Genomic DNA, 16,786 nt, shown 5'->3' with positions numbered 1-16,786 from the left:
GGGGTTTCGGGTTTGATCTCATCATTTGTTATTCCTAGGGGTAGCGATTTACTTTTTATTAATTTTTTCTAAAAACACTTCAACAATTTCACTAGACATTAAAGCAAAGGTTAATAACAGTTCAATGAATAGAAATAAAGGCAGTAAAATCACTTGAATTAGCCAAAGTAAAATTTTCTGACCTTGTTTCATTTGAGTTTGAGCAACCATCATTCGCAGCGCCCGAACTAAAATTCGGGTTAAGCGGATTCTATAACTCATTTTTAAGTCTTTAACCTTGGGATTATCAAACTGAATCTGACCCGAATCAAAAATTTTATTTAAGGTTGAAATTGAACTGTTAGTATCAATTGCTGAAAAGTTTAAATGTAGCCAAGTTAAGCCACAAAGTCTTCCTAAAATAAAATCTTGTTGTCGATATTTTTTATCAAAAAATCCCCCGAAAGCATTAAGAAAATCAGAGGCTAATAGTTCATCAACGTTCGTTGGTTTTTCGATTAGGGGAGTTTTAAATAAGGATCGAAATTTTTGATACAAATGTTCTAATTCATTTCGCATTTCTAAATTTTCTATCCCGGAAATTTGATTGAGAATTAAAGGTGTAATTGGAGATAACTGAATATGATGATAGGGAATCGCTTTTTCTAAGTCAGCTTTAATCTGAGAAATTGTCTCCCCAGATGAGGTTTCTGACAAAGTTTCTAAATGGGATAATATTTTTTCTTTATAATCTACCTGTTCATTAATTTGAACAATCTGTTTTAACTGCATCGCATCCTGTTGAATAGACGGAATTTTTAATCCTCCAAACAACAAATCAAATAGATTAAAATTGTTTTTTTTCAAGCTAGGTTTACTTTCTAAACTTTCTAAAGAATAGGGAGAAACATAAACATAAAGTCGCTGATCTCGTTCGGTTTTGACTCTGCGGTTAAATTCATGGCTAAATTTGATAAACTCTCGACCTTCATCTTGAATTAAATATTCAGAATTAGGTAAAGAACTTAATTGAATACGGGCTTCTAAATCAATGGCTTTTAAAATCGGTAAATTATCTAAAATTCCACCATCACTATACCAAAAATTAAGTTGTTCTCCATTCCCCTCTGGACAAAACATTGGTAAAGCTGAATCTAGTTTTTTATCACCGGAATCAGAGCAAATTTTAAAGTAAGCTGGACTAAGATTTTTTAAGTTATAACTTTTAATACTAGATGTATCTTGAACCGGAGGAAAAGCTAAGGGAAACGCCCCGGAAATTAAGCTGGTATCAATCACTTTTTCCCAGATTCTTTGTAAGCGTTCTCCACTACGATTTATTTCAGAATGAAACAAAAAACGACGATTTTCTGCATGGTTAATCGCAGGAATACCTGAATAATTTCGACATTGGTTTTCATAAGTGACTAATAACCCTTGTAAGTTCGTAACTGTCATGACTAAGGCTAAGGGTTGATGAACTTTGAGTTGGTCTGTATTTTCACTAATTAAACTAGCAATATTTTTAATTCCTTTTTGAGATAATAAACTGTTATTTTGACTTTTTAATAAATCCTTGAGTGCTTGACGATAATCTTCAATCGCAAAAACCGTATCAATATCTTTCATATCAGCCCGTTCTACCCAAGCTTTTTCTAAAAGGTTTTGGGATTCATAGTCACTATCAGGAATCTCTCGATTTAATAAATAATAAGCCGTAATTGCTCCCGTCATCGCTCCCGCAGACGCACCCGTAATCAAATCTATTAACAGGGGAGAGTTTTCTTTTCTCGCTTGTCTTACTAATTCAAAACACACCCCAGCCATATAAGCTCCGAGTGCAATTCCTCCTGATAAATTAAGGGAAATAGGACGAGGATTAGGAGAGGAATTTGTTAATACCATAACAACTAATTAAGAATCAGAAATATAAGAAAAGCACTGTTGACTACTTTAATAGAAAAGCTCAAAAAAGTCAAGGATTATCGGAAATAGGAAAAGGCATCCCCTAGGGTTAGCACTATTAATAATTAATAAAATCGGGTCAGCCTTTGAGCATGAGGATATATACAGAAGATTGTGTTAGAATGCCAGAATAAAAAATAGAATGATCACACAAAATGTTGAGCATTGCAGAGACTCAAAAATTGTGGCAACCCCTGGCTCATCAGTTAGTAATTCCCCGCGATGAAGCCAGTTATCAACAGCTTGTGGAATGGCTGGATCAACTCATTGATGAAGTAGGCGAAGATGAACAACATCCTCTCGCCTCATTAATGGATATTCTGGGTATCTTAATTGAAAATTATGAAAATGAGCATATTCTTGAACTCCAAGGATGATTACCACCTCCTAAAACCTAAACTGTAAACTCCTGTTTTCCTGTCTGTTCCCTTCAAGATTGAAGTTTAGCTTTCGGACGCAAAAACTTCACAATTCCATATAAATCCGGGTCAGTTTTAGCTTCCTCCCGATAACGAGTATTAAAATCAATCGCCTGTTCTAAATGTTCAACGGCTAATTCCGTTTGACGTTGTTGAGCATAACTAAGGGCTTTATTATAGTAAGCATCAGCATAATCAGGCTTTAATTCTAACGCTCGATCTAAACTTTCTAACGCTTCTTTTCCCCGTTTTAACTTAATTAAAACATACCCTCGATAATTCCAAGCTTTAGAATTATCAGGATCAAATTCAATCGCTTGATCAAAAGATGTCACCGCATCAGCATAGCGTTCAATGGCTTGTAACGCCATCCCCCGATTTAACCACGCCACCCCATCTTCGGGTTTCACTTTCACCGCTTGATCAAAGGCTTCAAAGGCTTCTTGATGTTTTTGTAATTTACCGAATGTTACCCCTAAATCCACCCAAGCTTGATGATAATCGGGTTTAATTTCTAAAGCTTTTTTATAGGATGCGATCGCTTCATTTTGACGTTTTAATCGACTTAAAGCCATGCCTCGATTCAGCCAAGCTCGATAATCATTGGGTTGCAATTCTACGACTTGATGAAACGCGCCTAAAGCTTCTTCATAACGTCCTTCCGCAAATAAAACATTTCCCTGTTGAACAAAATCCTCAACATTTAAAAATAACTCAGGTTTGTTAGATTTTAATCGATCTAATTGCTCCGCCATTGTTTCAATTTTTTGCATCATTTCTGATACCGCCGATTCGACTAAATTCGTCGGAGAAATGGCTGCTAATTCTTTGAGAATTTCATCTTTTCTCGTTAAGGCTTCCGACTGCATCGCCACTAATTCTTGGTAAATTCCGGCTTTTTGCGTATTAGCATCCGCTTGAACTTCTGTTAACTGTTCCGTTAACATCGTATCAAATTTATCCAATTTATTAAAGGTAGATTCCTTACGGGTTTGCAGATCTCCTCTTAACTGTTCAATCACCCCATTCACATCTTGATCAAACTTCTCTAGCCGTTGGACAATTCGTTCTTTTTGGGTTTTCCATCCCGCCTGACTATCGGCAATAATCGCCGCATAATCTGCTTCTAATTGTTGTAATCGTTGTAACTTTTCATCCACCTGGCTTTGGACTTGTTGTTGATAGGTAGCCAGTTGGGTTTCCGCTTGTTGTTCTAACTGTTGAATGCGTTGGAGTTTCTGCTCCATTTGTCCCTGAATTTTACCTTGAGAATCCGAGAGTTTAATAACAGCATCATTGCCAAATTTCTCTAAATTTCTCAAAGCTAAATCAATTTGTTCTTGAGCTTTTTGTTCAGATTTAATCCGAACTTCTTCTAATTGGGGTGCAAAATCCGTTTCATATCGTTCTAAACGAGCAAATACCCGATCTTTTTGGGTTTCCGCCTGTTTTTGCAGTTGGGATAACTCTTGAACTAATTCAGCTTCAATTTGTTGTAAATTCTTGCCAATGGTATTTTTTTGTCCTTGAACATCCGTTTGCCAACCCGATACCGTCGTTTTAAAGTCTGCACTGACTTGTTCTAAGGTTTGGAATAAGCGATCGCGTTGATTTTGAACTTGATGTTGTAATTCCGATAATTGGTTAGTTAAAGCCGTTTCTGATTGTTTAAAATACTCAACAATCTTATTCTGCTGTTGATCCGCATCGAGTTGTAATCCAGCCAAATGATTAGCGTAGTTTGTTCCCAGTTGATCTAAATTTTGTAAGATCACATCCTGTTGATTACTAGCGCGGTTTTGTAACTCTGCTAATTGTTTAGAAAATTCAATTTCTAAGCGATGAATTTCCTGTTCAGCTTCTTGTGCTTCCTGTTGAAACTCTTGGATCGCTTGTTGACGAACTTGGGTTAATTCTGTTAAATATTCCCCAATTTGACTGCGATGGCTTCCTAATTCGCTTTGAAAATCATCCGCTTCTAAATGTAAGTCTTGAGCAATTCGGTCAGTTTCCTGAATAACCGCTTGCATTTGTCGGTTTGCGGCGGCTATTTTTCCTTCTAAATCTCCTAATTCATTGAGATGATTTTTAACAATAATAGTAACTTCTCGAACAACAGAACGCCGCAATAACCATAACCCCACCAAAGTTCCTGCTAATAACACCCCTAACAGCGCTAATAACAAATTAAACAGCGTCATCGTCTGTTTAAAGGCCCGTTGAGCTTCCGCTTGAACCTGTTCTTGTAAACGCTGCTGTTCTCGCAGTTGTTCCAGTTCCTTACGATCCTTGGGGGACAGAGTTTCTGTCGGAGTTGTGGGTTCTGGAGACTTGGGGGGTTTAGACTGGGCCAGACTGACTCCCGCCGATAGCAAAACTAAAGTTAGGATGACGCTGCTGCGAGACACCCACGCTAAAAAATCAAGACCCTTATGGGAGATGGCACCAGCATCAGTCTGTTGATGATGTTGCGTCAATCGCTGTATCTGCTTAACCAAGTCCGAGTTCTCCAACCCATCCTCTATAGTTTACCCTACATCAAATCACTCTGCGAGAAACCGAGAAACCGGGTTTCTGAACCCCAGCACTTGCGAGAAACCGGGTTTCTGCAATAATCTTTGCTATTAACAAAAAGATCGGATAAGAAACCGGGTTTCTGACCCCACTAACACCTCCGAGAAACCGGGTTTCTGCAATAATCTTTGCTATTAACAAAAAGATCGGATAAGAAACCGGGTTTCTGACCCCACTAACACCTCCGAGAAACCGGGTTTCTGCCATAACCTTTGCTATTAACAGAAAGATCACTTAAGAAACCCGGTTTCTGACCTTCAATTTAGCTTTAATCTCTGTTATAATTAATCATTATAATTTTATACTTGTTTTTTATGTTCAAGAAAGACCCCCTCTACTCTAAGCCATTAATAGCTGATCAACAAGAAAGACAAGTCCTCGAAAAACTAGAGCATTTTCTTGAGACGACCCATTCACAACCTATCACCCTTAATAGGAATGGAGAAGAAATGTTACTTCCTGAATCGGTGAATTATGCCTTACGTCAAGTTATTCATGCAATGGTATCTGGAAAAGCTGTTACGATTGTTGCGGATGATCAATACATGACGTTACAAGAAGCTTCTGATTTTTTAAATATATCACCTCCTTATTTAATAACACTACTTGAACAAGGAGAATTTTCTGCCGTTGATATTGGGTCAACTCAACATATTTTATTTAAAGATATTAGCATTTATAAACAAAATAGAGATATAAAACGCCGTCAAGATTTGAATGAATTGACTGCTTTTTTACAAGATGAAGGGTTTTATAGTGAATCTAGTTCTGATGTCATGCGGTAGATATCGTGAGTTTAACAGTTGTTTTAGATGCTTGTGTAATTTTTCCAATGCCTTTGTGCGATACTCTACTTAGAACTGCTGAAGCTGGGTTTTATCGTCTTTGTTTGTCTCAAGAAATTCTTGATGAAGTTACTCGAAATTTAATCAAGCAAGGTAGAATAAAAGCCGAGGCAGCATCCCGATATCAAGGTCATATCAAAGCAGCATTTCCAGAAGCAATAATTGAAGGTTTTGAAGAAATTATTAACTCAATGACCAATGATCCTAAAGATCGTCATGTTCTGGCTGTTGCTGTTCAATCTAAAGCAGATTTGATTGTTACATTTAATTTAACAGATTTTCCGCCAGAATCTCTACAGCCGTTTAATTTACAAGTCAAACATCCTGATGATTTTTTAATAGGGTTATGCGACCTTTATACTGTTAATGCGATGGCTGAGATTATCAAAATTCAAGCAGAAGCACTGAAACGTCCACCCATGACAGTTGAAGATTTACTTTCTCGTCTGATGGTGCAAGTTCCTAAATTTACAAATAAAATTTTATCTTCTCAATATTAATCCCCATCTCCAAGAAACCGGGTTTCTGCAATAACCTTTGCTATTAACAGAAAGCTCAATTAAGAAACTCGGTTTTTGAGTCTTACTCACGCTTCCGAGAAACCGGGTTTCTGCCCTAACCTTTGCTACTAACAAAAAGCTCAATTAAGAAACCCGGTTTCTGAATCCCCTAACAGGTAACGAAATGCTAAAATAATGAAAATTGGGTCAAACAGACCCCCAAAAACTCGACTTGATAAAGGGCTGAAATTGTTATAGGTTACAGCTTATAATTCTTAAAGCGAGGGAAGAGAGCCAATAACCCCACCGCCACCAAAACGTCAACGGGGAGTGTAACGCAGGGAGATGGCCCAACGGAGCTTGCAGCGAAAAGGTCAGGTTATCGTAGCTTATCCATTTCCAACTGCCGTTTTTTCTCCATCCGATGCGATCGCCAAGCTTCCATTCTGTTCCATAGTCTACCTTACCCCCAACTTCTAGCCAAATCTTCTTCTGGACACTGAAGCCAAAGCGGGACATACTGTATTTTACCCATAACTGATCAATAGTGCGTAAATCCTCACAGGGGAAGTTATCAATTGAGGTTTTATCTAAATAACTTTCCTTCTCTCTCCCTGCTACCTGAAGCATCACTTTTGAAGTTTCCTGGTCTGCTTCTTTCCACTGTCCTGCTGCAAGAAGTTGTTGCAATTTCTGATATCGGGATGGAACGGTTTCCGGTTGTGGGGAAGGTGCAACAGGTTGAGGAATAGTTGGCATCGGAGCAAGAATAACCCCCTCGTAGTGAGTCCTTCAGGACTCTTAGCCCTAAAGGGCTTACTACGCGACCCACGCCAAAAAATTAAGACGCTTATAAGACTGTGTACAGACGCGCCTTGGCACGTCTCTACTGAGTGTACTATTTATTCCCTGTTCCCTGTCTTCTGGTAACGACCGAGTATAGTTAAACTTAATCCAAATAATCCTAATGATAGGGATACGGCGATCGCGGTAACTAAAATGATGGGTTGAGTCGCTTGGCGAACTGCGATCGCACAAAGCGCCCACATAATTACAAAAGGATAAGCCATTTCATTACGTTCAATGATTAAAATAGCGGCTAATGTTCCAGCAATGACTAATAAAATTGCTGTCCAGAGTTCGGGTGAAATTCCTCCCCCTGTCCATTGCCAATTTTCTAATACTAAAGCTACATTAACAATGGTGGCAACCGTAATCCAACCGAAATAAATACTAATGGGAATATCGACACACCAGCGTTCCTTTTTAGCAACTCTAACTTTCCCAATATTTAACCGTAAATAGGCTACAATTAAGGAATTTAAAATAGCCAACATTGCCCCTAGGGACAGAAAAAACATTTGATATTGAAATAAAAATACCCAGACAATCTGGGCAATACAAGCTAAAACAATGGAAAAACCCAATTTTTGTAATCGAGGATTTTCACGGTTTTGAGGTAATCCTTGATAACCCGCAAACGCAAATAATCCTACATAAATTAAACCCCAAATTGCAAAGGCATAATTAGCCGGAATAATTTTAACATTCCTAAAAATAGTATTAGAAATTTCTCCAATGGTTAACCCATTAAAAGGAGCTATATTCGCTAATACGTTAATTGCGAATGCGGCTAAAATTGCAGTGATATTTGCCCATTGTCTGACCGAGTTAAAATTAGAGTCAGGAGAATTAGTCTGCATTGCTGTTGAAAAATATAGCAGGGAATAGGGAACAGGGAATTACAAATTACGAATTACGAATTACGAATTACGAATGGGGAACAGCTATAACAAAAAAAATTGAGAGACACGATAAATCGCGTCTCTGAATCTGCTTTAATCGACTTTGAGCCGTTAACGATGAATTTTATTCAACGCCTTGGGACACCGAGGGACGAGAAATCCGACGGTTTAATTTCGGTTTAGAAGTCACTAATTGAGCTTCTTCCTCCTGAGCATCAAAGTCAGAATCTAACCAACTGGGACGAGTTTGATCGTAAGCCAGTTGTAAGGCGGCGGCGGCGATCGCATGAGGATCGTATTCCTCACCCAATTGCGCCACAATCGGTAAGAAAGACGCCACCCGTTCACCGGATAAAGCTTCCCGTACCCGTCCTTGCAGACGTTCAATATAACGGGCTTCAATTTGCGAGCGCTTAGGAATAGATAACACCGTAAAGTTATGGCGCAAATGACGCTCAATTAACCGCAGTTTCCGGCGATCAATCGGTTGAATCAGCGTAATGGCGATCCCATCCCGTCCGGCGCGACCTGTCCGACCAATGCGGTGAACATAACTTTCCGCGTTATCGGGTAAATCGTAGTTAATGACATGGGTGAGATGATCGACATCTAATCCCCGTGCCGCAATGTCTGTCGCCACAATCCACCGTACTTGACGACGGCGGAAGCGTTGCAGCAGTCGTTCCCGTTGGGCTTGGTTCAAGTTGCCATGATATTCATCCACACTATGACCCGCCGATTGCAGGAATGTAGTTAATTCCGCAGCCGCTTGTTTTGTGCGGACAAAAATAATCGCCGATTCTGGATCTTCTAATTCTAAAATCGGTTGCAACGCCCGGGCTTTTGACCAGCCACGGGGCGCCATATAAGCACGCTGTTCAATGCGTTTGGGAGTGGCTTTGGGATTTTCGGCTTTAATGGTGACTGGATTTTTCAGGAATTTCTTCACCAGTTTCCAAATCGAAGGCTCCATCGTCGCAGAGAAAAACGCCGTTTGACGTTCTTCAGCTACAGATTCAAGAATTTTTTCCACATCTTGAATAAAGCCCATGCTTAACATTTCATCGGCTTCATCCAAGACTAACCACTTAATCCGGTTTAATTTTAGATCGCCCCGATTGAGTAAATCTAAAATCCGTCCCGGTGTCCCAACGACAATTTGAACGCCTTGTTGTAAGCGTTGAATTTGTCGCTCAATAGACTGACCGCCATATACGGTTAACACATACAAGCTGCGGTCATCGGTCATTTTCCGAATCGCTTCTTTAACTTGCATGGCCAACTCACGAGTTGGGGTCAGGATTAACGCTTGTACGCCTTTCGCACTTGTGTCTAGTTGCTCCAGAATGGGCAATGAGAAGGCGGCTGTTTTGCCCGTCCCGGTTTGAGCCAGTCCCACCACGTCACGTCCAGCCAATATATGGGGAATTGCTTCGACTTGAATGGCGGTTGGTTCAGTAAAGCCTATTGTTTCCAGATAACTCGCTCGTTCTTCGGAAATTCCTAAGCTTGCAAAAGATGGACTCATTAATTCTCCTATCTATGTATTTTAGCCCGGTTCCTTTCATTGCCCTATTCAATCGAGACACTTGTACTCTGATGCAGAGGTTTATTGGTTTTGCTATAACGCTTGACGTAGCTCTCTACAAAAGTCGAGTTACGTTGTCTCAGGGGCATCTTGGAACCTAATTACATTCCAAGGTCTTCAAAGTTCCTGAAGTCACTCTTAGTCACAACCTTTGGGGTTGTCTAGTCAATCAGACCCTTTAATAGACCATCTCTCTCTAGGATAACGCTTAATATTCAGAAACATAACAACAAATTTCTTAAAATTTGCCGCGATTTCCTTAAATTGGCTGACGGTTGAGGGTTAACCCTCAATTGACAACCTATTCTAAGACGTACCCATAGAGATCATAAATATCGGCGTCGGTGATTTGGACTTTGATCAGTGAACCTAAACGAGCCTCGCCTTCAATATAGACTAACCCGTCTACTTCCGGGGCGAAACGAGATGAACGACCGATGAGTTCACCAGTTTGCGGCTGTTGTTGTTCAATCAGAACGTCTACGACCTGTCCGATAGATTTTTGATTTTGTTTCAAGGAAATGGGTTGCTGTACCTGCATTAAGGCATCCCGACGCGCCTCCATAACTTCTTGCGACAGTTGATTGGGTAACTGATAAGCCGGGGTTCCTTCTTCGGGAGAGAAGGTAAAAACGCCAACGTGATCAAACTCGTGACGTTGCACAAATTCGCGCAGGTGTTCAAAATGTTCCTCAGTTTCCCCTGGAAAGCCAACAATAAAGGTGGTACGAAGTACCGCATCTGGGATGGCGGTTTTCAGTTTTTCAATAATCTGATCGTTGACTCGTCCTTGCCAAGGACGGTTCATCGCCCGTAACACATCAGGGTGTGAATGTTGTAGCGGTAAATCTAAATAAGGTAAAACGTTCGGGGTGTCTTGAATTGCTGCAATTACGTTTGGGGTTAGCCCCGTTGGATAGGCATAGTGCATCCGTATCCAGGGAATATCAACGTTTCCTAATGCCCGTAATAATTCTGCCAGTTTGGGTTCACCGTAGAGATCCAGTCCGTAGTTGGTGGTAATTTGGGAAATGAGTATTATTTCCTGAACCCCTTGATCGGCTAATTGCTGGGCTTCAGTAACAATTGATTCTATAGTACGCGATCGCTGGTTTCCGCGCAAGTGGGGAATAATACAAAAGGCACAGCGATAGTCACAGCCTTCTGCCACTCGCAAATAGGCAACCCCCTCACTGGTCGTCCGGTAGCGAGGGACGGTTTCATCGGCAATATAGGTGGGTTCAGCCGAAATTTCTTTAACCCGTTCTCCCTGTTCGACCCGTTTGATCACATCGACAATTTTATGATAATCTCCAGTTCCCACAACAGCGACAGCTTCCGGGAGTTCGTCTAACAGTTGTTCTTGGAAGTGCTGCGCCATACAGCCTGTGATCACAATTTTTTTCTTGGCATCCGCTAATTCTACTAAGGTGCGAACGGATTCTTCCCGCGCGGCTTCAATAAAACTACAGGTATTGACAATAACGTAATCGGCTAATTCTTCGTTAGAATCGACTTGATAGCCGGCTTGTACCAGTAAACCGAGGATATGTTCGGTGTCAATGCGATTTTTTTCGCAACCGAGGTGAGAGATCGCAATCGTTGGCTGAGTTGCCATTCTAATAAAATTCTATCTAAAGATTACACAACCGACCTTTTATTATACCAGATATTTTACTATTTTACTCATACTGTCATCATCAATACAATTCGTAGGGTGTGTAAGCGCAGCGCACGCACCCCAACCCAGATTTATAGGTTATTTCAGACTAGGCACAATTAAAGTTAACTGAATTTCTCGAATTGCTGTTTCTAAGTTAACAGGATTGAGTACAGATACTTTTTGATAAACTTCTACAATTTTTTGAGAAAAACTGTAGACTAATTTATTCTCCATATATAAAGGATGACCAATATAATGAGAGTCTTTGAGTAATTTATTCATTTTACTTAAACGTTTAGGGGGAATAATTAAAACCAGACTTTTAGCTACGTTTGGGAAGATTTCTAATAATTCCATAAACCGTTCAATTCCAGTTGTAATCGGGGTACTTGTTTCGACTTCAAAAGCAAAAACCGGATCACCTTGATTGTCAAACCAAATTAAATCAATTTGCTGAATTTTCTCTTTTTGCCAATCTGTTAAAGGTTTACGAATAGGTAATTGAGGCAGAGATAACTGATTAAACCCTTCCCCATTCCAGTTGCTTGTCGCTTGTTCTTTTTTGCCAATATGAACTTTTAAACCTACGGATAGAGCTATCTTAGCTAAAATATAAATTATGCAATCGTGTTCTATTTTATTGGGATCTTTAGGAAAACTGAGCGTGGGTAATAAAGGGTTTTCAAAGGAAATTCCTAAATCTAATTCCATTTGAATGCTATCAGATTTGCCAAATTGCCAGTGTTTACCATCAGGGGAATAGGCAATTTTTTCTAAAACATTTAAAATGGTTTGATTTGCCGGGGTTGTGCCATTAATTAAATTAGGCATTACATTAAATATAATTTGATCAAACGTGGCTGACTGTCCTTGTCTTTCTTGGAATTGTAAGTAATCTATCAGATAAAAACGAATCCGATCTTCCAGAGGAATAAAACAGCCTATTTTGGTATTGGGTTTAATCTTCCAAAGATGATCTAATTCAGAGAATATAAATTCTTCGTTGAGGATAGGGGTAATATCATCTAATTGTTTTTTAACCTGATTTAATAATCCATTTTCTAATAATTTAGGAATGAGAGCATTATAAATATCTTCTGTAGAAGCACCCGAATTTTTGACAATCGTTAATTCTGCGACTTCTTTAATTAATTGTACAACATCTGTTCCTACTTTACTAATAGCGATTGTTTTAGGATTTCTAACTTTTATAAAATTTAATACTAACTCACCCGATAAAACTTTTAGGGGATTCTGTCGTTTGTATAAAGAAGGTGTACTTGAGGTTTGAATAGCACAATTAACATATTGAAATCCCGAATCTTGGGCTGATTTAACAATAGCATCCCAAAAGGCAGGATCTTTATGAGCAAAGACAATACTCATCCATCGATCAAATTTAAGAACTTTGAACATTTCAGCAATAGAAGCGTGAAGTAAATTGATATAATCTTGTTTAGATTTGTTTAAATCTCCGCCTTCAATCACTTCTAATTGTTTAGCTTCATCACTGACTTCAAAACCGAGCCAAGCATTCCACATTGTAGATAGATCCAGATAGGCAATATGTTTCCCATAAGGAGGATCAGTATAAATATAATCGATAGACTCTGGCTGAATTTTTGGGGCTAAATTTGTAGCTGAAAGATTGAATACAGATAAGTTATCTTGATAAAAATCTCCTATCAATAAGTTTGTTTCTAGTTTCGCTTGAACAATATACTTAAATTTTTGTTCAAAAACTTCCCAAACATTTAGATCCAGTGTTTGGGGTGGAATCCAATAACTATAACGGTGCATAATTCCACTATTTCCCCTACTAGCTTTTCGGCCATGAGTAGAACTAAATGTTAAGTTAGTTTTGTTTAAACTGGCGGAAAAAACAAATTTCATCAAATTTTTAATAGTTAAATCTTGAATCGTATTAATTTCATGTAATAATAAGGATAAACAGAAAAATTGACGTTGAGTAAAGAGTTGTTCAATATAATCTGGTTTGCCATTTTTAGGCATTTTCACATTTTGAGGATACCAATATTGTATTTCTAAATTCTCAGCTTCTTGATCTGACATAGAATAAGCTAAATTAATAGCTTCTTTGCAATTTTTTTCGATTTGATCGAAAGCCATTCTAAAACTTTCGATATTGATCGGACTAACCGCAATTTGAGAACAAATAAAATTAGCCATTGGGTTAATATCACTGTGAATAGCTTGACGACCCAAGACCAGAGCTTCAACGGCTGTCACCCCTGACCCCCCAAAAGGGTCTAAAACAATATCTCCGGGTTGGCTAAAAGTGCGAATATATTCTTGAACAACATTCCAAGCACGTCGAGTAAAATAGGGATGGCTACCCCAATGACGTTTTGCGCCTTGTTTCTTAGGTTCGATGGGTTGACTAATAGGTTGGATGTTTTGATAGTCAAATTGTTGTGAGGGTGTCATCGTTAATTTTAGGGAATCCTTTATATCCTGTAAAACATTATACCTATGTTGAGGACTAATCTTGCTTCTGAAGCCTTGACTGCCATTGATTTACTTCTGTGGACGGATGACATCAACCCACTATTTCTCTAAAGATAGATTCATGAGTTAGGCTTGATTATGCGTTGTCTATTCTGTCCTTATCAATTACATCAAGATAAAACCGCAGCGTTTCAACAGATTACTGATATTATTCATTTACTCGATTCTGCCCAAGATGCCTCGGAAGATGCCACGGCGAATCATTTAATTAATGAAGCGGTTGATCGGTTATATGATTTGAGAATCCAAACTAATAATGCCGGAACCTGTGTGCAACAGTGTTCTCTTTGTCCCTATTAAAATATATTCTTCCTCCTGATCAGATTAATGGTAGCTTTCCTGTATTTTAGGGAATGCAGAAGGTTTTTGATTATTTTTGCTAACATAGAGAGATTGAAATTGACCAAGTGATCGCATTTTTGGCGATATTTTCTCAAAAATCAGGAGGTTTAGTTTGTTCTTCAATCGACTTTTATTACTCGCAACTGTTTTATCTTTAGGTGTGGTTGTCCCTGCACCCGTCAACGCGCAATCTTTTCGCGAACCTCAATTACAATTATCTCAACAATCGGTTCCTGAGCAGAAACGTCAACTCATCAAGGAATTAATTGAACTGACAGGCGGTGAACAAATGTTTCGCAATGTCAGCCAAATTACCTCTGCCCAAATGCAACAAGAAATTAATGGGATTTTACAATCAATAATTCCTGAATCATCGGGAATTTCAGAAGCCAAGAAGCAAGAAATGATCAAGACAATCAATCAAGATATGAATCGAATTGTTAGCCAATATAATCAGCGATTAATGGAACAACTTGATTTTAATAAAATTATGGAAACGGTTTATTATCCCCTTTATGATAAATATTTTACAGAAGAAGATTTGCAAGCCATGATAGATTTCTATAAAACCCCAACAGGTAAAAAAACGATTAGTGTCATGCCAGAGTTACTGGTAGAATCGATGCAACGAGTCTCCCAAATTATTCAACCTCAAGCTATCCAAATTTTTAAAGAAATATTTGAACAGGAAATTGAGCGTTTTAATTCCAAATAAGCTGAATATTGATTAAAGGGACTGTTATGGTTGGTATGGGGTTCATCTAAAGATGAACGGGTCATCGGATACAGATGGAAACCCCGGTTTCTCTTAGAGAAGCAAGATACATTTTCAACCCAGTATACTTAAGGTGGGATAGCCAGCCAGAAATTAAAGACCTATGAATTCCTTATTTTTTAGATTTGCAACATTTGGACTGTTCTCTGTTGGAGCCTTGATTCATGTCCCGGTTGCCAACGCCAGTCCCTCAAAAACGATTTCGATTTTACCTCAATCCTCAGTTCCCTCTGCCGATTTTATCTCCAATTCAGGTGATTCCCGCCTTATTTTGGCTCAAGATGCAACGGAAGAAGAAACCAATATTAAAGTTTATGAAAAGGCTAGTCCGGCTGTCGTTTCCATCGATACGGAAAAAACCAATGGCAGTGGAACGATTATTAGTCCCGATGGTTTAGTATTAACCAATGCCCATGTTGTCTCTAGCGGGGGAACTGTCACCGTTACCTTAGCCGATGGTCGCAAATTAGAAGCGGAGGTGATGGCTTTTGGGGAAGATGGACTTGATTTAGCGGTTCTGAAAATTCGTAATGGGAGAAACTTACCGACTATTCCGATAGCGAGTCCCCATTCGGTCAAAGTCGGTCAACGGGCCTTTGCTATTGGGAACCCCTTTGGTCAATTCCAAAATACCTTAACAGTAGGAATTGTCAGTCGCCTCGATAAAGAGCGGAATTTAATTCAAACCGATGCGGCTATTAACCCTGGTAATTCCGGTGGCCCCTTACTCAACAGTGCGGGGGAATTAATTGGGGTGAATACCGCGATTTTTACACGGGGTCAAGGGGGGGGTAATATTGGCATTGGCTTTGCAATTTCCGTGGATAAAGTTCCCCCGTTTTTGCAAGCTGTTCGAGAGGGACGGGCACCTCGCACGGCTCCACCAGAAACCCCGGCTTTTGAAACTCAAAATGCTAAACAAATTGAATTAAACGGCCCGGAAGTTACAGATACTTTGAAACAAGGGGATAAAGTTTTACCCGTTGATAATAGTTTTTATCATGTTTATGCTTTTACGGGAAAAGCGGGTCAACAAGTCACCATTGAAATGAATAGTAAGGAGGTTGATTCCTATTTAATTTTGTTAAGTGAAGATGGGAGTGAATTAGCTCAAGATGATGATAGCGGGGGAGAGAATAATGCAAAAATTAGTATTACTTTACCGACGGATGGGACTTATATTTTATTAGTCAATTCCTACGAAGCGGGAGAATCCGGCTCTTATCGTTTAAAGTTGAAAGCAACTGCATTTTCACCCAATGATCCTACAAAAGGTCTGATTTTAAATCAAGAAGGAGAATTAGAAAATACAGACTCGGTATTATCATCCGATGGTAGTTTGTATGACGAATATACCTTTGATGGACAGCAAGGTCAGTCTATTTTGATTCGTTTGGAAAGTCGGGATTTTGATCCCTATTTGGCATTATTTGACCCCCAGGGAAACTTAATTGCTGAAAATGATGATGCGAGTCGGTCAGAGAAAAACGCATCTATTCGAGTGACCTTACCTGCAACAGGTCGGTATCGGGTGGTTGTCAATGCTTATGATAAAACGGGTCGCGGTCAATATTTATTGACAGTTCGTTAGCTTCTGCATGATTCTATCTCAAGCCACCCCTGTTCCCCATTCGTAAATTCGTAATTCGTAATTCGTAATTCGTAATTCCCTGTTTTGAGGTTTTTTATGCAAAAAATGTTAATTTGGACAACAACAATGGGTGTATTGATGTTGCTTCAAACTCCATTGTTGAATGTTCTGAATGTTTCTAAAATTGAATTCTTGAGAGGGTTAATACCTGAAAACGTTTTAGCTCAGGAAACACCGACTCCCCAGCCTTCAGTAAGTCCGAGTCCTGTAC

Annotated in this window: 13 protein-coding genes; 6 read left to right on the top strand and 7 right to left on the bottom strand. The window is 39.1% G+C overall.

Going from position 1 to position 16,786, the window contains the following annotated elements; translation table 11 throughout:
• Positions 1–48: 48 nt before the first annotated feature.
• Positions 49–1,884, bottom strand: coding sequence for a patatin-like phospholipase family protein (locus IQ236_RS21370; RefSeq protein WP_193871146.1), 1,836 nt, complete (start codon positions 1,882–1,884; stop codon positions 49–51).
• 215 nt (positions 1,885–2,099) lie between these two features.
• Between IQ236_RS21370 and IQ236_RS21365 the strand changes: the two genes are divergently transcribed.
• Positions 2,100–2,321: a hypothetical protein gene (locus IQ236_RS21365; RefSeq protein ID WP_193871145.1), complete on the top strand. Its 222-nt coding sequence runs from the start codon at positions 2,100–2,102 to the stop codon at positions 2,319–2,321.
• Positions 2,322–2,374: 53 nt separating this feature from the next.
• On the opposite strand, the gene IQ236_RS21360 is transcribed toward IQ236_RS21365, so the two are convergent.
• On the bottom strand, positions 2,375–4,840 hold the full coding sequence (locus tag IQ236_RS21360) for a tetratricopeptide repeat protein (RefSeq protein WP_228041788.1): 2,466 nt from the start codon (positions 4,838–4,840) through the stop codon (positions 2,375–2,377).
• Between the two features lie 411 nt (positions 4,841–5,251).
• Here IQ236_RS21360 and IQ236_RS21355 point away from each other — a divergent pair, with 411 nt between their 5' ends.
• Together IQ236_RS21355 and IQ236_RS21350 are read left to right on the top strand one after the other, a co-directional pair.
• A complete protein-coding gene (locus IQ236_RS21355) occupies positions 5,252–5,722 on the top strand; it encodes a helix-turn-helix domain-containing protein (RefSeq protein WP_228041787.1) in 471 nt (156 codons plus the stop codon).
• A gap of 5 nt (positions 5,723–5,727) precedes the next feature.
• Positions 5,728–6,282: a PIN domain-containing protein gene (locus tag IQ236_RS21350; protein WP_193871143.1), complete on the top strand. Its 555-nt coding sequence runs from the start codon at positions 5,728–5,730 to the stop codon at positions 6,280–6,282.
• A 252-nt stretch (positions 6,283–6,534) separates the two neighbouring features.
• On the opposite strand, the gene IQ236_RS21345 is transcribed toward IQ236_RS21350, so the two are convergent.
• From IQ236_RS21345 to IQ236_RS21325, 5 genes are all read right to left on the bottom strand, one after another.
• The gene (locus tag IQ236_RS21345; RefSeq protein ID WP_193871142.1) at positions 6,535–7,041 is read right to left on the bottom strand and encodes a GUN4 domain-containing protein; all 507 of its coding nucleotides are present in this window, start codon (positions 7,039–7,041) and stop codon (positions 6,535–6,537) included.
• A 143-nt stretch (positions 7,042–7,184) separates the two neighbouring features.
• On the bottom strand, positions 7,185–7,985 hold the full coding sequence (locus IQ236_RS21340) for a tryptophan-rich sensory protein (protein ID WP_193871141.1): 801 nt from the start codon (positions 7,983–7,985) through the stop codon (positions 7,185–7,187).
• Between the two features lie 166 nt (positions 7,986–8,151).
• Positions 8,152–9,555 (bottom strand): DEAD/DEAH box helicase, encoded by a 1,404-nt coding sequence (locus tag IQ236_RS21335; protein ID WP_193871140.1) that lies wholly within the window; start codon positions 9,553–9,555, stop codon positions 8,152–8,154.
• Positions 9,556–9,916: 361 nt separating this feature from the next.
• Positions 9,917–11,233: a 30S ribosomal protein S12 methylthiotransferase RimO gene (gene rimO / locus IQ236_RS21330; protein WP_193871139.1), complete on the bottom strand. Its 1,317-nt coding sequence runs from the start codon at positions 11,231–11,233 to the stop codon at positions 9,917–9,919.
• Between the two features lie 141 nt (positions 11,234–11,374).
• Entirely contained in the window at positions 11,375–13,726 is a 2,352-nt protein-coding gene (locus IQ236_RS21325) for a DNA methyltransferase (protein ID WP_193871138.1), read from the bottom strand.
• A gap of 159 nt (positions 13,727–13,885) precedes the next feature.
• On the opposite strand from IQ236_RS21325, the gene IQ236_RS21320 reads away from it, so the two are divergent.
• The 3 genes from IQ236_RS21320 (at position 13,886) to IQ236_RS21310 (ending at position 16,515) form a co-directional block, all read left to right on the top strand.
• On the top strand, positions 13,886–14,107 hold the full coding sequence (locus IQ236_RS21320; RefSeq protein ID WP_193871137.1) for a hypothetical protein: 222 nt from the start codon (positions 13,886–13,888) through the stop codon (positions 14,105–14,107).
• Positions 14,108–14,261: 154 nt separating this feature from the next.
• Positions 14,262–14,864: a DUF2059 domain-containing protein gene (locus IQ236_RS21315; RefSeq protein ID WP_193871136.1), complete on the top strand. Its 603-nt coding sequence runs from the start codon at positions 14,262–14,264 to the stop codon at positions 14,862–14,864.
• 163 nt (positions 14,865–15,027) lie between these two features.
• On the top strand, positions 15,028–16,515 hold the full coding sequence (locus IQ236_RS21310) for a DVUA0089 family protein (RefSeq protein ID WP_193871135.1): 1,488 nt from the start codon (positions 15,028–15,030) through the stop codon (positions 16,513–16,515).
• Positions 16,516–16,786: the final 271 nt, after the last annotated feature.

The organism is Planktothrix mougeotii LEGE 06226 (genome assembly GCF_015207485.1).
GTDB lineage: Bacteria > Cyanobacteriota > Cyanobacteriia > Cyanobacteriales > Microcoleaceae > Planktothrix.
This window is presented reverse-complemented; position numbering and strand designations above follow the sequence as displayed.